At 26.9% G+C, this 23,447-nt stretch carries 26 protein-coding genes; 13 read left to right on the top strand and 13 right to left on the bottom strand.

The window, feature by feature from the left end; genetic code table 11:
• Nucleotide 1: 1 nt before the first annotated feature.
• Complete coding sequence (locus tag ACKU4C_RS14635; protein WP_321313271.1) at nt 2–865, top strand: DMT family transporter; 864 nt, start codon at nt 2–4, stop codon at nt 863–865.
• Here ACKU4C_RS14635 and ACKU4C_RS14630 read toward each other — a convergent pair.
• Entirely contained in the window at nt 851–1,183 is a 333-nt protein-coding gene (locus ACKU4C_RS14630; RefSeq protein ID WP_321313269.1) for a hypothetical protein, read from the bottom strand. The two genes, ACKU4C_RS14635 and ACKU4C_RS14630, sit on opposite strands and share 15 nt — an antisense overlap.
• Before the next feature lie 172 nt (nt 1,184–1,355).
• Between ACKU4C_RS14630 and ACKU4C_RS14625 the strand changes: the two genes are divergently transcribed.
• The 4 genes from ACKU4C_RS14625 (at nt 1,356) to ACKU4C_RS14610 (ending at nt 4,785) form a co-directional block, all read left to right on the top strand.
• The gene (locus ACKU4C_RS14625; RefSeq protein ID WP_321313267.1) at nt 1,356–1,748 is read left to right on the top strand and encodes a tautomerase; all 393 of its coding nucleotides are present in this window, start codon (nt 1,356–1,358) and stop codon (nt 1,746–1,748) included.
• Between the two features lie 118 nt (nt 1,749–1,866).
• Nucleotides 1,867–3,234 (top strand): ferric reductase-like transmembrane domain-containing protein, encoded by a 1,368-nt coding sequence (locus ACKU4C_RS14620; RefSeq protein ID WP_321313265.1) that lies wholly within the window; start codon nt 1,867–1,869, stop codon nt 3,232–3,234.
• A gap of 47 nt (nt 3,235–3,281) precedes the next feature.
• On the top strand, nt 3,282–4,106 hold the full coding sequence (locus tag ACKU4C_RS14615; protein WP_321313264.1) for an AraC family transcriptional regulator: 825 nt from the start codon (nt 3,282–3,284) through the stop codon (nt 4,104–4,106).
• A 43-nt stretch (nt 4,107–4,149) separates the two neighbouring features.
• A complete protein-coding gene (locus ACKU4C_RS14610) occupies nt 4,150–4,785 on the top strand; it encodes a LysE family translocator (RefSeq protein WP_321313256.1) in 636 nt (211 codons plus the stop codon).
• Here ACKU4C_RS14610 and ACKU4C_RS14605 read toward each other — a convergent pair.
• Complete coding sequence (locus ACKU4C_RS14605; RefSeq protein WP_321313251.1) at nt 4,775–5,092, bottom strand: hypothetical protein; 318 nt, start codon at nt 5,090–5,092, stop codon at nt 4,775–4,777. The two genes, ACKU4C_RS14610 and ACKU4C_RS14605, sit on opposite strands and share 11 nt — an antisense overlap.
• Nucleotides 5,093–5,230: 138 nt before the next feature.
• On the opposite strand from ACKU4C_RS14605, the gene ACKU4C_RS14600 reads away from it, so the two are divergent.
• The 3 genes from ACKU4C_RS14600 to ACKU4C_RS14590 are packed head-to-tail and all read left to right on the top strand — an operon-like array spanning nt 5,231 to nt 7,147.
• Nucleotides 5,231–6,082, top strand: coding sequence for an NAD(P)-dependent oxidoreductase (locus tag ACKU4C_RS14600; protein ID WP_321313245.1), 852 nt, complete (start codon nt 5,231–5,233; stop codon nt 6,080–6,082).
• Between the two features lie 5 nt (nt 6,083–6,087).
• The gene (locus ACKU4C_RS14595; RefSeq protein ID WP_321313243.1) at nt 6,088–6,444 is read left to right on the top strand and encodes a CidA/LrgA family protein; all 357 of its coding nucleotides are present in this window, start codon (nt 6,088–6,090) and stop codon (nt 6,442–6,444) included.
• Complete coding sequence (locus tag ACKU4C_RS14590; RefSeq protein ID WP_321313241.1) at nt 6,434–7,147, top strand: LrgB family protein; 714 nt, start codon at nt 6,434–6,436, stop codon at nt 7,145–7,147. The genes ACKU4C_RS14595 and ACKU4C_RS14590 overlap by 11 nt, the downstream gene beginning before the upstream one ends.
• Nucleotides 7,148–7,168: 21 nt before the next feature.
• Here the strand turns inward: ACKU4C_RS14590 and ACKU4C_RS14585 are convergent, their stop codons facing one another.
• The 9 genes from ACKU4C_RS14585 to dnaA form a co-directional block, all read right to left on the bottom strand.
• Nucleotides 7,169–7,561 carry a VOC family protein gene (locus ACKU4C_RS14585; RefSeq protein ID WP_321313239.1) on the bottom strand — a complete coding sequence of 131 codons (393 nt, stop codon included), beginning with the start codon at nt 7,559–7,561 and terminating at the stop codon, nt 7,169–7,171.
• 13 nt (nt 7,562–7,574) lie between these two features.
• Nucleotides 7,575–9,104: a carbon-nitrogen hydrolase family protein gene (locus ACKU4C_RS14580; protein WP_321313237.1), complete on the bottom strand. Its 1,530-nt coding sequence runs from the start codon at nt 9,102–9,104 to the stop codon at nt 7,575–7,577.
• 73 nt (nt 9,105–9,177) lie between these two features.
• A complete protein-coding gene (locus tag ACKU4C_RS14575; protein ID WP_321313235.1) occupies nt 9,178–9,573 on the bottom strand; it encodes a DUF3010 family protein in 396 nt (131 codons plus the stop codon).
• 77 nt (nt 9,574–9,650) lie between these two features.
• Nucleotides 9,651–11,471, bottom strand: a complete 1,821-nt coding sequence (locus ACKU4C_RS14570; RefSeq protein WP_321313234.1) for a PAS domain S-box protein — start codon at nt 11,469–11,471, stop codon at nt 9,651–9,653.
• Between the two features lie 7 nt (nt 11,472–11,478).
• Nucleotides 11,479–12,351, bottom strand: coding sequence for a rhodanese-like domain-containing protein (locus ACKU4C_RS14565; RefSeq protein ID WP_321313232.1), 873 nt, complete (start codon nt 12,349–12,351; stop codon nt 11,479–11,481).
• Between the two features lie 62 nt (nt 12,352–12,413).
• Nucleotides 12,414–12,932 carry a hypothetical protein gene (locus ACKU4C_RS14560; protein ID WP_321313230.1) on the bottom strand — a complete coding sequence of 173 codons (519 nt, stop codon included), beginning with the start codon at nt 12,930–12,932 and terminating at the stop codon, nt 12,414–12,416.
• A gap of 66 nt (nt 12,933–12,998) precedes the next feature.
• A complete protein-coding gene (gene gyrB / locus ACKU4C_RS14555; protein WP_321313229.1) occupies nt 12,999–15,320 on the bottom strand; it encodes a DNA topoisomerase (ATP-hydrolyzing) subunit B in 2,322 nt (773 codons plus the stop codon).
• Nucleotides 15,321–15,341: 21 nt separating this feature from the next.
• Nucleotides 15,342–16,412 carry a DNA polymerase III subunit beta gene (gene dnaN, locus ACKU4C_RS14550; RefSeq protein ID WP_321313227.1) on the bottom strand — a complete coding sequence of 357 codons (1,071 nt, stop codon included), beginning with the start codon at nt 16,410–16,412 and terminating at the stop codon, nt 15,342–15,344.
• A 166-nt stretch (nt 16,413–16,578) separates the two neighbouring features.
• Complete coding sequence (gene dnaA / locus ACKU4C_RS14545; protein ID WP_320035566.1) at nt 16,579–17,886, bottom strand: chromosomal replication initiator protein DnaA; 1,308 nt, start codon at nt 17,884–17,886, stop codon at nt 16,579–16,581.
• Nucleotides 17,887–18,075: 189 nt separating this feature from the next.
• Between dnaA and ruvC the strand changes: the two genes are divergently transcribed.
• Genes ruvC through ACKU4C_RS14525 form a run of 4 tightly spaced genes read left to right on the top strand, consistent with a single transcriptional unit; the run spans nt 18,076 to nt 20,718 of the window.
• Nucleotides 18,076–18,543: a crossover junction endodeoxyribonuclease RuvC gene (gene ruvC / locus ACKU4C_RS14540; RefSeq protein WP_321313224.1), complete on the top strand. Its 468-nt coding sequence runs from the start codon at nt 18,076–18,078 to the stop codon at nt 18,541–18,543.
• 59 nt (nt 18,544–18,602) lie between these two features.
• Nucleotides 18,603–19,178: a phosphoribosylglycinamide formyltransferase gene (purN, locus tag ACKU4C_RS14535; protein ID WP_321313222.1), complete on the top strand. Its 576-nt coding sequence runs from the start codon at nt 18,603–18,605 to the stop codon at nt 19,176–19,178.
• A 12-nt stretch (nt 19,179–19,190) separates the two neighbouring features.
• On the top strand, nt 19,191–20,051 hold the full coding sequence (locus tag ACKU4C_RS14530; RefSeq protein ID WP_321313220.1) for a HAMP domain-containing sensor histidine kinase: 861 nt from the start codon (nt 19,191–19,193) through the stop codon (nt 20,049–20,051).
• The gene (locus ACKU4C_RS14525; protein WP_321313218.1) at nt 20,044–20,718 is read left to right on the top strand and encodes a response regulator transcription factor; all 675 of its coding nucleotides are present in this window, start codon (nt 20,044–20,046) and stop codon (nt 20,716–20,718) included. The genes ACKU4C_RS14530 and ACKU4C_RS14525 overlap by 8 nt, the downstream gene beginning before the upstream one ends.
• A gap of 78 nt (nt 20,719–20,796) precedes the next feature.
• On the opposite strand, the gene ACKU4C_RS14520 is transcribed toward ACKU4C_RS14525, so the two are convergent.
• Both ACKU4C_RS14520 and ACKU4C_RS14515 read right to left on the bottom strand, forming a co-directional pair.
• On the bottom strand, nt 20,797–21,231 hold the full coding sequence (locus ACKU4C_RS14520; RefSeq protein ID WP_321313216.1) for a hypothetical protein: 435 nt from the start codon (nt 21,229–21,231) through the stop codon (nt 20,797–20,799).
• Between the two features lie 39 nt (nt 21,232–21,270).
• Nucleotides 21,271–21,975 carry a peroxiredoxin gene (locus ACKU4C_RS14515; protein ID WP_321313214.1) on the bottom strand — a complete coding sequence of 235 codons (705 nt, stop codon included), beginning with the start codon at nt 21,973–21,975 and terminating at the stop codon, nt 21,271–21,273.
• 378 nt (nt 21,976–22,353) lie between these two features.
• Between ACKU4C_RS14515 and gcvT the strand changes: the two genes are divergently transcribed.
• Entirely contained in the window at nt 22,354–23,439 is a 1,086-nt protein-coding gene (gcvT, locus tag ACKU4C_RS14510; protein ID WP_321313212.1) for a glycine cleavage system aminomethyltransferase GcvT, read from the top strand.
• Nucleotides 23,440–23,447: the final 8 nt, after the last annotated feature.

The following is a 23,447-nucleotide window of genomic DNA, read 5'->3' as shown; positions in this document are numbered from 1 at the left end:
TATGGAAGAAAAGCTTTCATCACTAAAGCTTTTTTTCTTAATAGTTATTACACTATTTTTCTTTTCAACCAGCTCTTTATTAGCAAGAGCTGCCTTACTTAATAATAATATTGATGCCTATAGTTTTACTTTTTTTAGATTATTATTTGGAACTATTACTTTATTTATTATCTTTTTTTTCAAAAATAAAACAATCGATTTAAAACTAAAGAGCAATTGGTTTAGCTCTAGTTTTTTATTTATTTATGCCTTAACATTTTCATATGCATATATTAATTTGGATGCAGGGATAGGAACTTTAATACTTTTCGCAGTAGTACAACTACTTATAATGCTTGTTGCTATTATAAAAAAAGAAGTAATAACAAAACAAAAACTGCTTGGTCTAAGTTTTGCTTTTATGGGACTTATTTATTTATTATTACCGGATGAAAAACTAAATATTTCTATATTTCATGCAATACTAATGATAGTATCAGGTATAGCCTGGGCATTTTATACAATACTTGGTAAAAATACAAAAACTGCGTTAACACATACAAGTGACAATTTTTTAAAGGCTACATTTATTAGTATTGTTTATTATCTTATATTTGTTGAAAGTATTAATTTTAATTTCTATGGAGTTTTTTTGGCATTTCTTTCTGGTGGAATAACTTCCTCAATAGGTTATTTGATGTGGTATTATATATTACCTAAAATTACAATGGTAACATCTGGTATTGTTCAATTAATAGTTCCACCACTATCAATCTTTTTAAGTGTATTTATTTTAGATGAACTATTTACTTTTAAACTGTTTTTATCAACAGATTTAATACTGTTTGGAATAGCTATTGCTATACTAAACTCAAAAAGTAAGTGATGCGTTAGTTATTTTCTCACATCCAGTACAAATTAAATCTCTTTCATCTTTTAAACAATCAACACAAGCAGTAATTATAGTATCACAGAAATCTCTTTTCAATTCACATTTTGGATTTTTTGATGCTATATAACTAACATTTAATACAGGATCCAAAGCAAGATTATTTGCTATTTTTGAGTCAATATTAATATTTTTTGCAACAGCTCTTCTAACATTCATTGATGGTGATTTATGTAATATCCATAACTCTTTAAGGTCATTACTTACTGTTGCTCTTTCAAGCTGATGATCTCTTGTATTTTCATGCATTGTCATCTTTTTTCCTTAAAATTTAATAATTAATTTTATTCTTACTGAACTTATGTTCAGTTTAAAAAATAATACATTTTGGTAACAAATCATAAATTTAACTTAAATTTATATAGTAATATTAAAATATAAAACACTTTAATCTTTATAGATATAATATTAATAAAAAGGATAATCAATGCCACATTTACAATTTGAAATTAACAAAAAAATTGAAAATAGTATAAAAGAGCAATTTATAATAGATATTCAGAATACATTTGCAGAAGTTATGAACACAAAAACTGACCATATAGCTATTTCAATTAGAGAATATGACAAGTATTCTATATCTATAGGACGAGCTAACAATTTAGATAATATTTGTCTAATGAATCTTGATATCAGAGAAGGTAGAACTGTAGAACAAAGAAGAGAATTAGCTTTAAGATTTATGAGTATAGTTAATACACTATTAAAAATAGAAAATAAAAATCAATATATTACTTTTACAGAACATAAAGGGGAAGATTTTCATTTAATAGAAAAATATTTATCAGAATGGAAAATAGGAGAAGACCCTCTTGTATAACAATTAGAAACTGTAACTTTAAGTAAAATAATAAAAAAATTTATCTAGTTAGGATATATTAAAATAAACTTTAAATGAAATTCTAATATTATAATGAAACTTATTGTAAAGGAATTAAATGAGAAATTCGGAAAATCTTGTATTATATAATTCTTTTAATACTAAGATTAATGAATTTATTAAATCTCCTACAGAATATAGTTTTGATTTAAAATCTCGTTTTCTAAGACAAATATACAATGAAAAGAACTGTTTTATTATTTGGTTTTTTATCTCCCTTTTTATAAATCTAATATTTTTTTTAATATTTTTTAAATCAACAAATAAAATTGATTCAGCGTCACTATTTGCTATTTTTTCTTTATTAATAACTGTACTTGCAAGAAATAATACTGTAAATTTTATACTATTTGAAACTATAGGAGCAAGAGGGAAATATTATGTATTTCATCAACTTTCAAACTCAATTGGATATTTACATAAAATAATGGCCGTATCTGCTTTAGTATGGTTTACTGTACATTTATGTTATGCACTAGACAAGGTAGCACCTGAATATCTTTCAATTGGAATTAACCTTTTAATTTTATTTATGATTATAATAGGAACTTCTTTAGCATTTTTTAGAAGAAAATATCATAATACCTTTGAAAATATACATCGATATTTTGGTTATATTGCTATATTTTTACTAACAATTTATTATTTACAAATAAACTTTGCATTAGGAAATAATCTTTCACAAATATTATATAAGCCTCAATCTCTTTTAATATGCATAATAGTTTTATTACTAATTACTCCTTGGATAGGTACAAAAAAGATATATCCAAAAATAGTTCACACTGCACCCCATGTAATAGGGATACAAATTTCTGGAAAACCATCATTTGGTACTTATTCAAAAATAACCTTAGCAAATGGTTATTACCATCCATTTGGAGATTCTATGATAAATTTTAGTGATTTAAAAAATAGAACCTTATATATAACTCCCGCTGGAGATAGAACAAAGAAAATCGTTAAAGATCTAAACAAAGGGCAACATACCCTAAACAAGTGCATTATTAAAAAACAAAGAAACAGAGGTTTTATGTACAATCATAGCGTTTATGACCATGTACTAATAGTTGTAACAGGTGGTGGTATTGCTCCAATTATTCCTTGTATGGTATTAAATAAAAAAACAAAAATGGATGTAATATGGATTGGAAGAGCACAAGATAAAGAGTTTACAACAGAATTATTATCAAAACTTACTCAAAGTATCTCAAATCATGAGATTGGTTTACATATATTGGATACTACAAGTAATGAATTAAAAAATTTTAAAACAGCAAATTATATTAATTTAGCACTAAAAGCAGTTAAACACTATAAACCTGAAGTTGTGTTTATAATGTCTAACCAAAAATTTACTATAGATATGACATATGCATTAAAAAAACAAGGGGTAAAAACTTATGGAGCAAATTTTGACTCCTAGTTTTTCATTTAAAAGATATATAAATATTAATCACAATATAATTGCATATGGAAGAAAAAATATTTACAAAAATTTTTACAGATGAAAACTTACCCTATTTAGAACTTCGATACTCAAATAATACAAAACACTATAAAAAACACATACATGATACCTTGTCAATTGGTATAAATATAAAAGGTAAAACTGTATACACAAATAAAGATAGAATTTATGATTTTGATATTGGGATGATAGCTTTAGTAAATCCGAATGAGATTCATTCATGTAATCCCATAGATAAAACCCCAAATCTTTATTATATGCTCTATTTAGATCAAAACTGGTGTTTTGGTATTCAAAAAACTATTTGTGAAGATATAGAAGAGTTTATACCCTTTAAAAAAGAGTTTTTAGATGATATGAGCACCTATGAAGAGTTTAAAACTTTGTGTAAAACAATTTTTAGTGAAATCACATACCAAGAAAAAGAGGAAGAGTTAATTCTTTTTTTTACAAAACTTTTTAAAAGCTATTTAAAAGATTTTCATAAAAAACCTACTAATGAAGATGATATGAAGTTTAAAAAGATACAAGAGTATATTCAAAAAAACTATAAAAAGAATATCTCATTAGATGAATTATCAAACGAATTTCAATTAAACCAGTTTTATATTATTAAACTATTTAAAAACAAACTAAATATGACACCCCATGCTTATTTAATAAATTTAAAAATAAACAAAGCAAAAGAGTATTTAAAAGAGGGTAATAGTTTAGTAGATACAGCTTTAGAGTGTGGATTTGCAGACCAAAGTCATTTCCATAGAAATTTTTTAAAAATAGTTGCAACTACACCAAATCAATATAAACTCAATTTTGTACAAGATTAAAATAAAAATATAATCTATAATTCCCTTTAAAATAAGGGGATTTATGGATAATTATTTAATGGGTTTTTTAGCCCTTGCACTTGCACACTTTATGGCCTTGTTAAGTCCAGGAGTTGATTTTTTTATCATTCTATCAAACTCTTCAAAATATGGAAGAGTAAGTGGCATTGTCACATCTGCTGGAATTGCAATAGCAAATTTAGTATATATTTTACTTGCATTATTTGGAATAACTCTTATAAAAAACAATGAATTGATTTTTATGATAATAAAGATTCTTGGGTCTATTTATCTTTTATATATTGGGTTATTACTACTTAAATCTAAAAAAAGAAAACTTTTTGAAGAAAAGATTGAAAAGAAAAAAAATAAAAAAGATATTCTAAAATACTTTTCTATGGGATTTTTTTCTGCCATATTAAATCCAAAAAATTCAATATTTTATTTTACAATGTTTTCAATCTCTATTCAAAATAGTACGCCATTTTTTGTTCAAACATTTTATGCAGCTTGGATGTTTTTTGCTGTACTTTTTTGGGATATATTTATTGTTTATCTAGTTACAAATAAAAAAAGTAAAAACTTTTTAGATAAATACTCAAATCATATTGAAAAAATATCTGGTTTAATCTTATTTTGTATTGGTACTTCAATACTAATAGGTACAATTATTTCTTAGAATGTGGACAATTGTTACAATCTAATTTTAATTCATCAACATCACATTTTACACATTGTGTCAAAATTTTTTCATCAAAAACTCTTTTTTGTGTTATATTAGGATTTAGTGAAGCTATATATGATACATTTAATACTGGATCAAAAAGTAATTTATTTGCAATAAATGCATCTATATTATTGTTTTTAGCTAAGGCTCTGCGAACATTCATATGCTCAGAATTAGAAAGTTTTCTAAGTGTATTTATATTGTCACTAGCTATTGCCACTTTTATTTGTTCAAAAATAGTCTTCTCATTTATACTCATAATAGACTCCTTTAAATAAATATATGCAAATATTATTCCAATAAATAAAAGTTCTAATCTAATAATCTTTTTCTTTTTTGTTCTAAATTAGATTTATAATAAATTTAACTATAATTCTAAAAAAGGGAAAGGAAGATTATGAGTATAGGATTTATAGGATTAGGTAATTTAGGAACTGCTATTGCAAAAAGACTTACAGACACAGGTGAAGAATTAACAATTTACAATAGAACAAAATCAAAAGTTGAACATTTAGGATATCCAATTGTTGATTCACCAAAAGAGCTAATTGAAAAATGTGACATAATATTTATATGTTTATTTGAATCAAGTGCAGTTGAAAATATATTTAAGATGGAAAATGGTTTATTAAGTGCTGATTTAACAGGAAAAACAATTATTGACTTGACTACAAATCATTACGAAAAAGTATTAGAGTTTCACAAACTTGTAGATGAAAAAGCTGGAGAGTATCTAGAATCACCAGTTTTTGGAAGTGTTGCACCTGCTTTACAAGGTTTAGTTACAATAGTTACATCTGGTAAAAAAGAAACTTTTGACTCTTGTAAACCACTATTAGAAAAAATTGGTAAAGAGATATTTTATCTTAAAGATGAAGGGAAAGCTTCAAAAATGAAACTTATCAATAATCTTTGCCTTGGTTCATTTATGGCTACAATTGCTGAATGTACTGCATTAGGTGAAGCTTGTGATATTGAAAAAAGTTCTCTACTTGAAATCTTAGGTGTAGGTGGTGGACAATCACTTGTATTAAAAGCAAAAACACAAAAACTTTTAGAAGAGGACTTTTCTGCACACTTCTCAAACAATGCAATCTACAAAGATTTACATACTCTTCAAGATTTAGCATATAGCTTAAATCAACCATTATTTACAGCTTCAGTTCCTAAAGAATTGTTTGGAAAAATGAAAAAAGATGGTAAAGGTGAAGAAGATTTCTGCTCAATTTACCAATTGTTTAAAGATTAAAACTTATGTTAAAAGGTTTGATAACACTACTAATCTTCCAATTTCTTGGGGGATGTGTAGTTAAATTTTTTGATTTAATTGTACCAGGTCCAGTTGTAGGAATGGTATTTCTTTTATTTTTTCTTATGATTAGAAAAGGAAGTTTTCATTCACTTGATAATGCAGCATTTTTACATTTAAGATATCTACCACTTTTATTTATTCCTGCGGCAATGGGGATTATTACACAAGTAGACACTATTTCAAAAGAGTTTTGGGCAATTGTAGTTTCCCTATTTTTTGGAACACTTATTGCCCTTGCATTTAGTGCAAAATTAATAGATATTTTAACTATAAGAAAAGAGAATAAAAATGAATTATGATGCATTAGTGGAATATATCACTTCAACTCCTCTTACTTGGTTAATCTTTACACTTGGCTCATATAAATTAGGAATAATAATCTATGAAAAAGCAAATAAACATACTTTGCTACAACCAATTGTAATAGCATATATTTTAATTATGAGTGCTGTTTTAATAACAGGAACTTCCTATAAAGAGTATTTTAAATCTGTAGAGATAATACATTTCTTTTTAGGACCAGCAACTGTTGCTTTAGCTTTACCTCTATACAAAAATTTAAAATATATAAAATCACTTTTTTTCCCTATAGTAATTACTCTTTTTGTAGCTGGAACATTTTCTGTATTTATAGCACTTATATTACTTTGGTCTTTAGATGCAAGCTTAAGTACAATGTTATCAATGACAACAAAATCTATAACTGCACCAATTGCAATAATTACTTCAGAACAAATAGGAGCAATTCCATCTTTAGCGGTTGGATTTGTGATTATTACAGGTATTATTGGAGCACTTTTTGGAAGTTTAGTTTTTAAAGTGATGAAAATAAAACACGATACTTCAAAAGGTTTTGCATTAGGTTTAATCTCTCATGGAATAGGTACAGCAAGAGCTGTAGAAATGGGAGAAAAGACAGCAGCCTTCGGAGCACTTGCTATGGGTCTTTGTGGAATATTTACAGCTATTTTATTACCCATTGTAATAGGATTTCTAAACTAATATATTTTTATATTAGTTTAGTTATATTTTGTAAATATAATTAGAAATCTCTATTAAATTTCCATCTGGATCTCTTAGATAAATAGAATTAATCTCACCCATTGCTCCTGTTCTTTTTACAGGCCCTTCAATAACTTCTATTTTGTTATCTTCAATATGCTTTTTAAACTCTTCTACACTAGTTTCAGTGATAAAACACAAATCAGAACTTCCCTCTTTAACATTTTGTGCTTTTGGCTCAAATTCGTTTCCTAGTTGGTGTAGGTTTATTTTCTGATGACCAAATTTTAAAGCAACTCTTGTTTCTTTAAAAATCTCTTTTTCCATACCTAAAATATTTGTATAAAACTCTACAGTTTTATCGATATCTTTTACAGTTAGAACCAAATGGTCTAAAGATTTAATTTTAAACATAAAATCTCCTTTTTTATTTTCTAATTACATCATATATATCAGTTCTTCTATCTTTTAGATTATTTACACTTCCTATATTATGTAATTCATTTAAAAGTTCTAAGTCTACATCAGCTATTAATATCATTTCAGTATTTGGTGTTGACTCTGCTTTGATACCATTTGCAGGAAAGGCAAAGTCACAGGGTGTAAATACTGCTGATTGGGCATATTGAATATCCATATTAGCAACTTTAGGAAGATTTCCTACGCAACCTGCAATTGCCACATAACACTCATTTTCTACTGCCCTTGCTTGAGCACAAACTCTAACTCTTGAGTATCCATTTTGAGTATCTGTTAAAAATGGTACAAATAAAATATTCATCCCATCTTGGGCAAGTATTCTACTTAACTCTGGGAACTCTGAATCATAACAAATCAATACACCAATTTTTCCACAATCCGTATCAAAAGTTCTAATCTCATTTGAACCTTTTAGACCCCAAACTTTTTCCTCATCTGGAGTTACATGAATTTTTGAGTATTTTTCAACCGTACCATCTCTTTTACATAAAAATCCAACATTATATAAAACCCCATCAACAAGTTGTGGCATACTTCCTGTTATGATATTTATATTATAAGATATTGCTAATTTTGAGAACTCCTCTTCAAACTTTGGAGTAAATTCTGCTAGTTTTCTAATTGCATCTGCTTCACTTAGATGGTTATATTTTGCCATTAAAGGAGCATTGAAAAACTCAGGGAATAGGGCAAAATCACTTCTATATGAGGAGATAGAGTTTACAAAATATTCTGCTTGTTCTAAAACCTCCTCTATATCATTATAAGGTCTTACTTGCCATTGAATAAGTCCTAATCTAATAACTGTTTTTTCAGACATTGGCTCTTTTGTAGGTTTTGAGTAATAGATATTATCCCATCTTAAAAGACAAGCATAGTCTTTACTATGAATATCCCCTTCAAGATAGTTTTTTATAACCCTTTTTACATAAAAATCATTTGACAATTGGAAATTTAAAACTGGGTCATAAATCTCTCTTGATTTTACTTTTTGAATATACTCTTTTGGGGATATTTTATCTGCATATTTAGAATAATTTGGAATTCTACCACCAAAAATAATACCTTTTAGGTTTTTCTCTTCACAAAGCTCTTTTCTAAACTCATAAAGTCTTCTTCCAAGTCTTAAGCCTCTATATTTTTTATTTATAAAAATATCAACACCATAAAGTAGATTTCCCTTATCATCATGGGTATCAAAAGTATAATTTCCAGTAATCTCTTTATAACTATGGCTATCATCAAATTTACTGTAATCAACAATAATACTTAAGGCAAAACCCGCTAATTCATCATTTATTTTGATTCCAGCTTGACCATCTGGAAACTTTTCTATTAAAGAATAGAACTCCTCTTGTGTCCATACAGAATCATCAAGATATCTATACTCATCTTCCATAAGTTTTACAATATCTTCATGGTCTTCTTTTGTTAAATATACTAATTCTATTTTATCTATTGGTTCTTGTTCATTCATAAAAACACCTTTTTTCAAAAGTTAATATTATAACTATTTTATCTCTTATTTTATAAATTATATAACAACTTTTTTATATTTGGGAATAAACAGTTAAAAAAGCTTGCTCTTGATATTTCATAAGTTTTTCTGGATATTCAATGATATTTTTTTTCTCAAAAGATGAGATTGATTGTGCTGAGATTAATTCAACCTCACATAAGGGATTTAATTGTATTAAACCTTCCATTTTAAAGGTAACGGCCCCACCTGCAAAATTTCCCTTTTTTGCTCTTTTTTTTATATATACTTTTTCAATATTGTTTTTTTCTAAAAAAACTAAGAACTCATTACAAAATTTTCTAATATCATCTTGTTTTTCATCATCTTCTAAAACTATTTTTTTTATTTTTAAATCTATAAACTCATTTTCTTTTATAACTGCTAATATTAATTGATTACTTTTTAATTCTATTCCACAAATATTCAAAATACTTCCTTTAAAATTTTAGAAAGTATATACTAATAAAAAAATTTAATTGGATTTAATTACAAATTGTAAGAGATTTATTTTTTGTTTTTTTGTTTTAAAGGTAAGATGATTTTAAAATGGGCTCCAATATACTCTTTTTCTTCATAAATAAATTTTTTATTTTGAAGTTCAAGTTTTCCATCCATATGTTTTTCTACTATTTCTCTAGACATATATAGACCTATACCTGTACCTTTCTCTTTACCTTTAGTTGTAAAATATGGTTCAAATATTTTATCCATAATATGTGCAGGAATTCCTCCTCCACTGTCTTTAACAGAAAAAATTGCATTATTTTTATCTTTATAAATAGATATAAACATTAGTCTATTCTCTTTATTTTTTTCAACAAGGGCATCTTTTGTATTATTCAAAAGATTCATTATTACTTGAGTAAATTCGTTTTCGTATCCTAATACATTTACATCTTCAAGTCTTTGAGTAACTTTTATATTTAATACACTAAATTTAGTATTTAAAAGTTTTAGTGATTTTTCATAACACTCTTTTAAATTAAATAACTCTTTATTTCTATTTGGATTAAAATAATTTCTAAAATCTTCAATTGTTTGAGATAAATATTTAACAGTATCTCCAATTTTCTCTAAATCAGCAACTTCATCCTCTTTTGGTATCTCCATACCCATATCTTTTCTTAATAAAAGTCCACTTGATGTTGTAGAGATGATAGATAAAGGTTGTCTCCATTGATGAGCAATATTCTCAAGCATTTGCCCCATAGAAGCCATTTTTGATTTTTGTATTAACAACTCTTCTTTTAATTTTAACTCTGCTTCTGCTCTTTTTTGTAAGGTTATATCGCTAAAAGAACTTACATAATATAAAACTTCATTGTTATCATCTATTATTGAATGGATAATTAATAACTCATTTACAACTGTGCCATCTTTATGTTTATTATTAATTTCACCCATCCAAAAATGATTTAATTGTAAAGATTTGTACATTTTCTTATAAAACTCTTCACCATGCATACCTGATTTAAGTATGCTTGGAGTTTTTCCTTCTGCTTCTTTAGCAGTATATCCAGTAATATTTGTAAAGGCTTTATTAACTTTTAATATTTTTTGATGTTTATCTGTAATAACCATTCCATTTTGTGTATCAAAAGCCGCAGCAGCTATTTGAAGTTCCAATTTAGCTTTTTCCAGTCTATCTAACATAATATTTACTTCATTATATAGCTTACCAAATTCATTATTTTCGCTAGTATGAATCTCTTTATTTAAAGAGTGTGAAAAATCAACATTTTCCAAAAATGTCACAAGTTTTAAAATAGGTTTGGTAAATCTTCTTGCAGAAAGAGTTGCCAAAATATAAGAAAAAATCAACATTATTAATAAAATAGTTAAAATTGAATAAATATCTTTTTTTATCACATCATAAATTGATTTAATTGAAAACTTAAATTGAATATATCCTAAATGGTTATTTTGATAATTTGCATCTACATATAATTTTAAAAATTGTTTATCTACTGTAGTATTTCTATTTTCCATATTAGGTAATTTATCAACTACAAAACTTTTTCCATTTTGCGAATATTGTAAAATGGGAGTATTATCTAATTTATATAATACCATTGAATCTAAATTTTTAAATGATTTTAATTTTGTAGTAATATCGGCTGCAACTGATATATCATTTAACAATACTAGTTTTGCAATATCTTGTCCTAATACTAAAGCTACAGATTTTGAAAGTTTTAATACATTGTTATATTGGTTAGTCATATACCAGTATACAAAACTACTATACCCTATTAAAGCAGTTAAAATTGTAACTGAAACAATTATTGATGTTAGTCGTTTTTTAATAGAGCCTTTATATTGCATATTTTAACTACTTTGATGGATTTTCAATAGGAACTTCTTTATCATTCCCCCATTCAAGCCAAGAACCGTCATAAACAGATACATTGTAACCCAATTCTTGAAGTACAATATAGTTTAACGCAGCTTCTGCACCACCATCACAATATAGAATTATCTCTTTATCTTTTGAAACATCTTTATAAACCTCTTTTAATTGGTCTAAATCCTTCATTGCATTACCATTTTCTGTTACTTGATAGTTTTGTGTACAAGCATAATTTTTAGCAGTTGGAATATGACCAAATCTTTTTGCTAAAGACTCTTTCCCTTCATAATGAGACCTTTTTCTACCATCAATAATAGTTTTTTTACCAATTGCTAAAAGAGTACTAAGTTTAGTTTGGATTTTTTCATTGTCAACTCTAGGAATAAACTCTTTCTTTTTTGGTTTATATTCATCATTTGAAATAGTAAACTCTTTTTCTATAAGTGGTCCATAAGCAACTTTTAAAAGACCAACCTCGTCATGTCCTAATGTTTCCAATATCCAATAAAATCTTGCAGCCCAAATAAAATCACCATTGTCATAAGCAACTACTTTACTTGTACTATCTATACCTGCGTTACTCATTAAATTTCTTAAAAAATCAAGTTTTGGCATCATGAATTTTTCATCAAATAAAGATTTTAATCCTGGGATATTTACTGCATTTTTAATATGCCCTTTTAGATATTCCTCTTTATCCCTTAAATCAACAATTACTAAATTTGGATTATTATAATTTGTTTTTAACCAATTTACACTGACAATTGCAGGAATTTCTTCATTTGTTTTTAATTCAGATGAAAATAATTGAGTCAAAAAAAGACATAAAACTAAAAAATATTTTAAAAAATTCATTTAATTCCCTTATTATAATAAAATTTTATCATAAAAAATATTTTAAAATAATGAATATATAATTATATCTTCATCATTTTTTTTCTAATTACTCTTTCTATCTCTTTTTTAATATTTAAAGATGATCTTGAAACATTGTTACTATAGGGTATTGATGTTACAACTTTATTACATTTATCACAAATAAAATCTAATTTTTGAAGTTTTAAATTATTTTCATTATATAAATTATCATAATACAATTCTTCATCACAAATTGGACAAAAACATTGTAAATTAACTATTTTATCCCTTGACCATTCCCATTTCCATTTAACATTATAAATAATATCTTCTTTATAATCTGATCTATTTTTTCTTATTTCAACAATTAATGTATAAATTAACACAGGAGAAACAAGTACTAATATATCTATCCATAAAGGATACTTTTCTAAATATTTAGTATAAAAATTTTTTAAACTATTTTCAACTGAAAAAAAATAATCAGAAATACTAAATGGCAATAATATAATTGTAATAAGTATTATTACACCTAAAATTATCTTAGCTTCATAAGATAAAAATTTTTTGTTTTTCATAAATCTCCAAATATATTGAGAATATTTGATAGGAAAGTAAAAAAGAGGAGATAACCTCTTTTTTATTTATACATCTAAGTGTTCTACGTCTTTTGCGTGCTCTTCTATGTAGTTTCTTCTAGGCTCTACTTCATCACCCATAAATAGTGTAAATGTATCACTTGCAATTTCTGCATCTTCTATATTTACTCTTAAAAGTCTTCTATCTTCAGGTGTCATTGTTGTTTCCCAAAGTTGTTCAGGGTTCATCTCACCAAGACCTTTATATCTTTGAATATAAGCACCTTTTTTAGCTAAACCTTCAATATCTTCAAGAACTTCAACTAAATCTCTACCTTCAAACATTGAAATATCTCTTTCAACAAGTTTAGAAAAGATATAAGTTGCTTCACTAAAATATGGTGAAGCAAATAACTCATCATCAATAACAAGCTCTTCTAAACCTTCATTTGTTTGTACAAATAATTGAATATACTCTTCTGTAATTGTTTTAGTTAAGATATTGTAACCTTTTTCTTCAATAAAGTTTTTAACTACCTCATAAAGCTCTTTTTGCTCTAGTTTAACTAAATCTGGATTTTCAACAAGATGTTTTAATACTTCAATTAATGAGTATCTTTTTTCAAGTTGAAGTAGCATACCTCTATATCTAGAAACAGTTTTAAATAAATCGATTAAATCATTTACACCTAAACCATTAAATTCAAAACTTTCTGCACCATTTTCTATTAAGAAATTTGATAATGCTGTTTCATCTTTTAGATAAGTTTCATTTTTACCTTTTTTATATCTAAATAATGGTGGTTGTGCAATATATAAATAACCTTTTTCAATAATAGGTCTTAAAAATCTAAAGAAGAATGTTAATAGAAGTGTTTGAATATGGCTTCCATCAACGTCGGCATCTGTCATAATAATAACTTTATGATATCTGATTTTTTCTTCATCAAAATCTTCACCAATACCACAACCAAGTGCTGTAATCATATTTCTAATCTCATCAGATTTTAAAATCTTATCAAGTCTTGATTTTTCAACATTTAAAATCTTACCTTTAAGTGGTAAAATTGCTTGGTAAACTCTATCTCTACCTTGTTTTGCTGAACCACCTGCAGAATCCCCTTCCACCAGGTATAATTCCCTAACTTCAGGATCTTTACTTTGACACTCTGCAAGTTTCCCTGGAAGTGTACCAACAGTCATAGAATCTTTTTTTCTAGTTAAATCTCTAGCTTTTTTAGCTGCTTCTCTACCACGTGCTGCCATTAAAGCTTTATCCATCACAGCTTTAGCTTGTTGTGGATTTTCTTCAAAATATTTATCTAACATTTCAGAAGTCAATTTTTGACAAATAGGTTTAACATAAGATGAACCTAATTTACCTTTTGTTTGACCTTCAAATTGTGGTTCAGGAACTTTTACAGAAACAACAGCAATAAGACCTTCTCTTACATCATCACCAGTAATTTTAGTATCTTTTTCTCTAGCAGCTGCATTATTATTTACATATTTAACAATACTTCTTGTAAGTCCAGCTTTAAAACCAGCTTCATGAGTACCACCATCAATAGTTCTAATATTATTTACAAAAGATAAAGTTTTTTCTGTATATGTTGAGTTATACATTAAAGCAATATCAACTTCTACATCATCAACTTTATCTGAAAAAGCTACTGCATCAGAAACAGGAGTTTCTTTATTTAAATCTTCTGCAAATTGTTTAATACCACCTTCAAAATGATAAACTTCTTTTGTTTTTCTAATTTCATCTTCTAAAGTAATAGATATAAATGAATTTAAATATGCAACTTCTCTAAATCTTTTTGCAAGAGTTGCAAAATCATAAGCAGTTACTTCAAAAATAGAAGAATCAGCTAAAAATTCAATTGTAGTACCTGTTTTTCTTGGAGCATCACCTATTACTTCTAAAGGCATTTTAGGAATACCTTTTGAAAACTCTTGATAATGAATTTGACCTTCTCTATAAATAGTCATTTTTAATTCTTCTGAAAGAGCATTTACAACAGATACACCAACACCGTGTAATCCACCAGATACTTTATAGGTATCCTTATCAAATTTACCACCTGCATGAAGAACTGTTAAAACAACAGTTGCCGCACTCATTTTTTCCGTAGGGTGTTCAGTAACTGGAATACCCCTACCATCATCTTCTACTCTAATCCAATGATCTTTAGTCATAGTAATTTTAATATTTCTACAGTAACCTGCCATAGCTTCATCGATAGAGTTATCTACAACTTCATAAACCATATGATGTAAACCATTGATGTTTGTATCACCAATATACATACCAGGTCTTTTTCTTACAGCTTCTAAACCTTTTAAGACTTTAATATTACTAGCGCCGTATTCTTGTTGACTCATTATAAATTTCCTTCTTTAAATTTATTTTTCTAAAACGATTGGCATTACAATTGTAAAGAATTTTTCATCTTCTAAATAGAATGGTAAATTTGATTCATTGAATCCAATCTTAACATCTTCGTTGTTTGTTTGACTTAAAAAGTCAAGCATATATTTTGCATTTACTGCAAGATAAAACTCTTGATCAATATTTAATTCAATATCAATTTGAGTTTTAGACTCTGTATCCTCATCTAATGATTCAAATACAATAGAGTGTGGTCTAAAAGTAATTTTAATATTTGAGAATAGTGAAGTTACTAATTTTATAGATTCTACTAACATACTTTTAGGAATAGTCATATTGTATTTTAAACTTTGTGGAATAATTCTTTCATAATCTGGAAATCTTCCATTAATAAGTTTTGTAAAAAATTTCATATTTGAATTAGAAACAATTAAATTGTTTTCATCATACATCACATTTGCTTCATCTAAAAACAGTTTTTGAATTTCTATGATAGCTTTTTTAGGAATAATAAATTGTGCTTCGGCATTTGAAATATTTTGTAAATGAGAAATTGCTAATCTTCTAGTGTCAGTTGATACAAAATTTATTTTTGAACTTTTGATATCAATTAATGCACCATTTAATTCAAATTTTGGATTATTGTTATCAATTGCAGGAGTAATTTTTCTAATAGAATTAATTAAATTAATAGTAGATATCTCTAAATGTTTTAAATCATTTTGTAAGTTAAGAGATGGATATTCATCTGCATCATACATAGGAAGTTTAAATGTAGACTTGTTTTGTTTAATAATAAGATTGTTATCTGCAGTTTCAATAATAATATCTGCATCTTTTAATCTTTTAATAATACCAAGTAGATTTGAACCATTTACTGTGGCTTTTCCATATATAGCTTCAGTAATAGATTCAATAGTACATTCTAGTCCTATTTCATAATCTGTTGCTTTTAATGTTAATTTAGAATTATTTACTTCTAAGTATATATGTGAAGTAATAGAACTTGCATCTTTTTTTTCTAAAAAAGGTTGCATTGACGAGACAATATTTTCAAATATGCTTTTTGTTATTATGAACTTCATTTATTAGCTCCTATTTATTTATATTAATTAGTGGAAGTAGTAGACAATGTGAAAAGATGAAAACATTACTTACGGTATCTATTCTTGGTACTTTGTGTATGTGAATAAACACTCTTAATAGTTCACACCTTTTCACACTTTTACTTTAAACTTTTTTTTCCACTCCTTAATGTATGATTTTATTTTTTAGATTTTGGATGATTAATTTAAAGTTTTCATCCGTTTCTATTAACTCATTTGTTTTTTGAATATTTTTAGATATTGAACTATGATCTTTCATACCTAAAAATTTAGCAATATCTGGCATAGAGTTATGAGTTAATTCTCTAGCAAGATATATTACTACTCTTCTAGCATTTGCTACTGTAGCAGTTCTTTTCTTAGATTTTATATCACTTGGTTTGATATTTAATTCATTTGCTACAAGTGATATTATATCAGGTAATTTGATATTTTCTTTTTTTTCTTTAATTTGTTCTTTTAAAAGATTTTGAGCAAGTTCTAAATTTATCTCTTGATTAAGTAGTGAAGCACTTGCATTTAGTTTGATTAGAACACCCTCTATTTCTCTAATAGAATTATCTAAGTTAGTAGCTATGTAGTTTACGATTTCTCTACTTAGATTAATACCGTTTAATTCACTTTTCTTTTCAATAATCGCAATTTTTGTTTCAAGACCTGGAATTTGGATATCTGCTGTAAGTCCCCATTCAAATCTTGATTTTAATCTATCAACTAAACCTGCAATTTGTGAAGGAAGTCTATCACTTGTCATCACTATTTGTTTTTTTGCATTATGAAGTTCATTAAAGGTGTGAAAAAATTCCTCTTGAGTTTGCTCTTTCCCACTTAAAAATTGGATATCATCTATTAATAAAACATCGCATTTTCGGTATTTACTTCTAAAATGTTCCATATTTTTATTTTTGATTGAGAAGGTAAAATCGTTCATAAACTGTTCAATTGTTACGTAGATTACAGTTTTACCTTTTTCAATTGCATCATTACCAATAGATTGTAAAAGGTGAGTTTTACCAAGTCCAGTTCCACCATAAATAAATAAAGGATTGTATTGAATACCTGGTTTTTCCGATACTGCCAAAGAGGCATTATATGCCATTTGGTTAGAACTTCCTAAAACAAAAGAATCAAATGTATATGAAGGGTTTAGGATAGTACTTTCAGTTGCTTCACTTTTTGCTTTTTCTGAAATTATCTCTTTTTTACTTTTCTTTTCACCTGTTATTTTTATTTCAATATCTGGTTTAGTACCATCATAGATTTCAAAACAGTGCTGAATTAAAGGCTTGTATTTACTTTTTATCCAAGATGCTAGATATCTATTTGAAACTTCAAATACTGCTAGTTTATCATCAGAAGAAATTTTTTTGTAGCTTAATTGTTTTAGATATCTTTTATAATCTGTTGGATTAGCTTCTTTTTTAATAATAGTTAAAAACTCTTTACTTGTCATTAAATACTTACTCTTTATATATAAATTGATAGATTATATCTAAATAAACTTTAAAAGTTTTTCACAGGTGAATAAAAATTTTTTATAATGTGAAGAACTTTTTGAACTTAAGTGAATATTTATGTAAAATGTACGATTATAGAGCACTTACATAGTGTGAATAGTTTAAAATTAAGGAAATGTGAAAAGTTGAAAATATTAGGAATTGACCCGGGAACAAGAAACTGTGGATATGCAGTTATTGAAAAAGTGGGAAATAATGTGAAATTGATAGAAGCAGGCTTGATTAAAATTAAAACAAAAATCCTTCAAGAACAGATTGTGGAGATGTGTGAAGGGCTTGAAATGATTTTTAAAAAATATGATATTAATGAAGTTGCAATAGAGGATATGTTTTATGCTTTTAATCCAAAAACAGTTATTAAACTAGCACAATTTAGAGGTGCAATCTCTTTAAAAGTTTTACAAGAGTTTGGACATTTTGCAGAATATACGCCTTTGCAAGTTAAACAAGCAGTTACCGGAAATGGAAAAGCACAAAAAGAGCAAGTAGCTTTTATGGTAAAAAGATTACTTGGAATAAAAAAAGAGATAAAACCATTAGATATTACAGATGCAATAGCAATAGCACTTACTCATTCTCAAAGATTAAAATAGAGTTTTGGGATTTAAAAAAATATTGTTATAATTCGCCTCATAAATTTATAGGGAAAAAAATGAAAAGAATTGGAATTTTAGCCTCACACAATGGTAGTGGCTTTGAAACTATACAAAAAGCGTGTGAAGAAAAAATTTTAGATGCGCAAGTTGTACTTGTAATATCAAACAATAGTGATGCAAATGTATTAAAAAAAGCAGAAAATAAAAATGTGCCAAATTTTATAATAAATTCAAAAAAATTTCCAGATGAAAATTTAGATGAAAAAATTACAAATCTTATGCTTGAGTTTAAAGTTGATTTCATCTTTTTATCTGGATTTATGAAAAAATTGGAAAAAAATCTTATTAGTACTTATGAAAATAAAATTATAAATTCCCATCCAGCACTTTTACCAAAATTTGGTGGAAAAGGAATGTTTGGAACAAATGTACATAAAGCAGTTATTGAAGCAAAAGAAAAAGAATCTGGTTGTACTATTCATTTCGTAAATGAAAATTATGATGAGGGTGAATATATATTACAAAAAATGTTAGATATTTCTAATACTGAGACTGTAGAATCACTAGAAAATAAAATTAAATCTTTAGAATCAAAAGCTATTGTAGAAGCACTACAAAAAGTTATAAAATAGATGTGATTGATAATGTTTGATCTAGCTCTTCAAAATCAACATTATGTATTTATATTTATAATTTTTGCCTTAGCACTTGTATTTTTTATAATTTCAAAAATAAGTTATAATAAAAAATTAGAAAAAGAGGTAAATAAACAACTTAATGAATTAAGAGATAAAGATAAACTTTTAATTGCCCAATCAAAACTTGCGGCAGTTGGGGAAACTTTAGCTCATATAGCCCATCAATGGAAACAGCCCCTTTCACAAATAAATTCTGTAGTTGCAAATATAGAAGCAGATTTTGAAGATAAAAAACTTGATAGTGAAAAATTAGAAGAGCATCTAAATGAGATAGAGAAATTAACCTTTTATATGTCAGATACTATTGAGAGTTTTAATAACTATTTACAACCAAATGAGGAAAAAGAGGTTTTTTATATAAAAGAGGCTTTTGATACTGCTTTTGCACTTGTATATAAACTTTTTGAATCAAAACAAATTGAGTGTAAATTTGAGATTCAAGAGGATTCAAAAGTACTAGGTGTAAAAAAAGAGTTTGTACAAGCTATTTTAGTAATACTTAATAATGCAAAAGATGTTTTAGTAGATAACAATATAGAAAATCCAAAAATCCAAATTTTTATAGGAATAGTTGACAATAAAGCTTATTTAGAGATAAGTGATAACGGCGGTGGAATACCCCAAGAGTTTTTTGAAAAAATTTTTGACCCATACTTTACAACAAAACCACACTCACAAGGGACTGGTCATGGACTTTGTATGGCAAAAATGATAGTTGAAAAATCTATGCATGGGGAACTAAAAGTTGAAAATGAAAATTTAGGAGCTAAATTTTCTATTATATTATCTAAGGAAGAGAATGAATAGTTTGACTCTTTTATACGCAGAAGATGAATTAGAAACAAGGGAAAACTATGGAAGGTATCTAAAAAGATATTTTAAAGAGGTTTATATTGTTTCAAATGGAAAAGAAGCTTTAGATGTTTATAAACAATATAAACCAAATATTATGCTTCTTGATATAAATATGCCTATACTAAATGGTCTTGAACTAACAAAACAAATTAGAGAAGAAGATAATCTAACAAGAGTTATAATCTTAACAGCACACTTAGAACAAGATAAACTTTTATTTGCAGCTGAATTAAATCTAACAAAATATCTTCCAAAACCAATCTCAAGAATGGAGTTGAAAAAAGCTTTAAATGAAGCTACAAAGCAGTTTAAACAATTAAACAATGAAAATGAATACTTATACTTTAAAAATGGTTTAAAATGGAATAAGAGCTCTAAAATACTATTTTTTGAAAACAATGAAATAAAGCTTACTAAGCATGAAACACTTCTAATAGAATTGCTTACATCAAAAAAAGATAAGGTGTTTTCAAGTGATGAGATAGCACTTTACCTTTGGGATGATATTATAGATTTAGAACATAGTTCAAAACTAAAAGATATAATCAAGCGTCTTAGAAAAAAACTTCCTAAAGATACAATTGAAAATATATATGCAGCAGGGTATAAAATATTGTAGCCTAATAGTTGCGGTCTATAAAATTTAGTTAGTAACAGATTATTTACGACCGCAACTATTAAGTTAAATAAGAAAAACCTATTTTAGGCTTTTCTCATATTTGATAGAGGAGATTTTGTTTTCTTCTAGTTCTATAATTGTTAGATTATTTTCATCTTTTTTTGGAAAACTTTCAGCTACTTTTTCATCTCTTATTAGTCCTATAGAATAATTATATTTTTTAAATTTTGGAACCATAAATAAATTTGTAACAAATCCTGGTGCAGCGCTAACATCTGCAAAATATAAAGCATTGTTTGTTTTTAAATAATTTGGATTTGTTTCTAAAAAACTTTTTATTTCATCCCCTTTATCTTTCGAAAAAACTATTATTATTTTTTTTATATTTTTATTTATTTCTAGTATTTTATCAAATTGATCTTCAACCTTTAAACTTGACAAATCATCACCAATTTTTAGGCTTGATGCAAAGCTCAAATTTATAAATAAAAATAGTGTTATTAAAATTTTCATATTTACTCCGTTTAAAAAGGTTAGTAAAAACTAACCTTTTTATGACATAATCTCTTCAACAGTGATATAATCACCAACTCTACCTGTCATTTGCTCAACATCAGTGTTAACTGGAAGTGTTTTCTTACCTGGAACCCATCCAGCTGGACAAACTTCACCAGTTTTTTCTGCATGTTGCCAAGCTTTTACTTGTCTTAAGAACTCATTTACGTTTCTTCCAACCATTGGTGCTTGAACCTCTTGAGCTACTACAGTTCCTTCTGGGTTGATTAAAAATCTTCCTCTTAAAGCTATACCTTCTTCTTCAATCATAACACCAAATGCTCGACTTACAGCACCTGTTGAATCAGCACCAATAGTTAGTTTTAATCCTTCTAATAAAGGTTCTGTTTCTACAAATCTTTTGTGAGAAAATTTTGTATCAGTTGATACAGCTAAAATCTCTACACCTAACTCTTGGAATTCATCATATTTTGCATTCATAGCTGCAATTTCTGTTGGACAAACAAATGTAAAGTCTGCTGGATAAAAACAAACTACGTGCCATTTACCTTTGTAATCTTCACTACTAACTTCTGTATAGTGTCCTGATTTTGCATCGTATGCTTCCATTTTAAACTCTGGTACTTTTCTTAATACTAAACTTGAACTCATTTTTTCTTCCTTTTTATTTTCTATAATATTTTGATTTTCACTTGATTCTTCTTTTTTTTCAATTGGTTTTGCACCTGTATCGCAAGCCATAATCACTCCTTATAATTTATATCAAAGGATAATTTTTTTCCTTTGGATAATGAAAGTATACATTTTATATTCTTATATAAAACTTAAACTATCATTAGATTTACTTATAATTAAATCATAAATAGAACTAATAATATTTTGATTATTTATTTATTAGGATTTAATATCTGTATAAATCCTAAACAACAAAATTGCAAAGAGTAATTTTTTTGATACTTTTTTGCCCCTTTTCTCTTTTAAAATATAATCATAAAAACTTTTAGCTTTATTCTTAAGCTCTTTAGGTTTGCTTCTTTAAAGATAACTTGTTTATCTTGTTAAAAGAAGTTAAAAAATAAAGGTTCCCTTGAAATTGTGGAACAATTTAAAAGGTAAAAGATGGAAAATCTATTAAAAACGGCACTTTATGAAAAACAATTAGAAACAAAGTGTAAGATGGTTCCTTTTGCTGGATGGGAAATGCCTATACAGTTTGAGGGAATCATAGCTGAACATGGTTATTGTAGAAATGATGTTGCACTTTTTGATACTTCCCATATGGGGGAGTTTTTTTTTAAAGGTGATATAAAAACTTCAGGGATAAATGAAGCAACATCTATAAATATTGATGCGCTAAAAATAGGAAAATGTAAATATGGCTTTTTGTTAAATGAGAAAGGTGGGGTTATTGATGATCTTATTATTTATAGACTTAGTGTTGATGAACTTATGATTGTAGTAAATGCTTCAAGGGCTGCAATCGATTTTAAAACTATTACAAGCAGACTAAAAACTGGTTCTTTAGATGATAGGTCTAAAGAGGTTTCTAAACTGGATGTTCAAGGTCCACACTCAAAAAAAGTTTTACAAAAATATTTTGATATAAATCTAGATGATTTAGGTTTCTTCTCTTTTGTTCAAACTAAAATTTTTGGAGAGGATTGTTTATTGAGTCGTACTGGATATACGGGAGAGTTAGGATTTGAACTTTATGTTGATGCTTCTACAGCAGTAGAGATCTGGGATACTTTAATAAATACAGAAGGTGTAAAACCAGCTGGACTTGGAGCAAGGGATGCTTTAAGGCTTGAGATGGGTTATAGTCTTTATGGAAACGATTTAACTGAAGAGATTACACCACTTGAAGCAAATCTTTCTATGTTTGTAAATCTACAAAGGGAATATGTTGGATGTGAAGCCTTAGCAAAACAAAAAGAGCAGGGTGTAAAAAGATTGTTAATCCCTTTTAAAACAACTTCAAGAAGAAGTGCAAGAAAAGATTTTGAAGCTTATCAAGATGACAAAAAAATAGGTTTTGTAACTTCTGCTGCTTTTTCTCCAACTTTAAATGTTGGAATAGGTTTAGTTATGGTTGATGTTGATAAATTTGATGGGAATAGTAGTTTTGAATTAAGAGACACATCTAATATGAGCAGGGGAGCAATAGAGGCAAACAAAGCCTCTTTGCCATTTATAAAAAAATAAGAAGGAGA

The organism is Halarcobacter sp. (genome assembly GCF_963676935.1).
In the GTDB taxonomy this organism is placed as follows: Bacteria; Campylobacterota; Campylobacteria; order Campylobacterales; family Arcobacteraceae; genus Halarcobacter.
Note: the sequence above shows the minus strand (reverse complement) of the source record. Positions and strands in the feature narration are given on the sequence as shown.

What these genes read in the sequence shown, in the direction of transcription:
- ACKU4C_RS14630 (WP_321313269.1), bottom strand. Translation starts at nt 1,183, where the DNA reads ATGACAATGCATGAAAATACAAGAGATCATCAGCTTGAAAGAGCAACA.
- ACKU4C_RS14615 (WP_321313264.1), top strand. Translation starts at nt 3,282, where the DNA reads ATGGAAGAAAAAATATTTACAAAAATTTTTACAGATGAAAACTTACCC.
- ACKU4C_RS14565 (WP_321313232.1), bottom strand. Translation starts at nt 12,351, where the DNA reads ATGAATTTTTTAAAATATTTTTTAGTTTTATGTCTTTTTTTGACTCAA.
- ACKU4C_RS14635 (WP_321313271.1), top strand. Translation starts at nt 2, where the DNA reads ATGGAAGAAAAGCTTTCATCACTAAAGCTTTTTTTCTTAATAGTTATT.
- ACKU4C_RS14610 (WP_321313256.1), top strand. Translation starts at nt 4,150, where the DNA reads ATGGATAATTATTTAATGGGTTTTTTAGCCCTTGCACTTGCACACTTT.
- ACKU4C_RS14620 (WP_321313265.1), top strand. Translation starts at nt 1,867, where the DNA reads ATGAGAAATTCGGAAAATCTTGTATTATATAATTCTTTTAATACTAAG.
- gyrB (WP_321313229.1), bottom strand. Translation starts at nt 15,320, where the DNA reads ATGAGTCAACAAGAATACGGCGCTAGTAATATTAAAGTCTTAAAAGGT.
- ACKU4C_RS14625 (WP_321313267.1), top strand. Translation starts at nt 1,356, where the DNA reads ATGCCACATTTACAATTTGAAATTAACAAAAAAATTGAAAATAGTATA.
- ACKU4C_RS14595 (WP_321313243.1), top strand. Translation starts at nt 6,088, where the DNA reads ATGTTAAAAGGTTTGATAACACTACTAATCTTCCAATTTCTTGGGGGA.
- ACKU4C_RS14590 (WP_321313241.1), top strand. Translation starts at nt 6,434, where the DNA reads ATGAATTATGATGCATTAGTGGAATATATCACTTCAACTCCTCTTACT.
- ACKU4C_RS14580 (WP_321313237.1), bottom strand. Translation starts at nt 9,104, where the DNA reads ATGAATGAACAAGAACCAATAGATAAAATAGAATTAGTATATTTAACA.
- ACKU4C_RS14600 (WP_321313245.1), top strand. Translation starts at nt 5,231, where the DNA reads ATGAGTATAGGATTTATAGGATTAGGTAATTTAGGAACTGCTATTGCA.
- ACKU4C_RS14525 (WP_321313218.1), top strand. Translation starts at nt 20,044, where the DNA reads ATGAATAGTTTGACTCTTTTATACGCAGAAGATGAATTAGAAACAAGG.
- ACKU4C_RS14515 (WP_321313214.1), bottom strand. Translation starts at nt 21,975, where the DNA reads ATGGCTTGCGATACAGGTGCAAAACCAATTGAAAAAAAAGAAGAATCA.
- ACKU4C_RS14585 (WP_321313239.1), bottom strand. Translation starts at nt 7,561, where the DNA reads ATGTTTAAAATTAAATCTTTAGACCATTTGGTTCTAACTGTAAAAGAT.
- ACKU4C_RS14560 (WP_321313230.1), bottom strand. Translation starts at nt 12,932, where the DNA reads ATGAAAAACAAAAAATTTTTATCTTATGAAGCTAAGATAATTTTAGGT.
- ACKU4C_RS14530 (WP_321313220.1), top strand. Translation starts at nt 19,191, where the DNA reads ATGTTTGATCTAGCTCTTCAAAATCAACATTATGTATTTATATTTATA.
- dnaN (WP_321313227.1), bottom strand. Translation starts at nt 16,412, where the DNA reads ATGAAGTTCATAATAACAAAAAGCATATTTGAAAATATTGTCTCGTCA.
- ACKU4C_RS14570 (WP_321313234.1), bottom strand. Translation starts at nt 11,471, where the DNA reads ATGCAATATAAAGGCTCTATTAAAAAACGACTAACATCAATAATTGTT.
- dnaA (WP_320035566.1), bottom strand. Translation starts at nt 17,886, where the DNA reads ATGACAAGTAAAGAGTTTTTAACTATTATTAAAAAAGAAGCTAATCCA.
- gcvT (WP_321313212.1), top strand. Translation starts at nt 22,354, where the DNA reads ATGGAAAATCTATTAAAAACGGCACTTTATGAAAAACAATTAGAAACA.
- ACKU4C_RS14605 (WP_321313251.1), bottom strand. Translation starts at nt 5,092, where the DNA reads ATGAGTATAAATGAGAAGACTATTTTTGAACAAATAAAAGTGGCAATA.
- ACKU4C_RS14520 (WP_321313216.1), bottom strand. Translation starts at nt 21,231, where the DNA reads ATGAAAATTTTAATAACACTATTTTTATTTATAAATTTGAGCTTTGCA.
- purN (WP_321313222.1), top strand. Translation starts at nt 18,603, where the DNA reads ATGAAAAGAATTGGAATTTTAGCCTCACACAATGGTAGTGGCTTTGAA.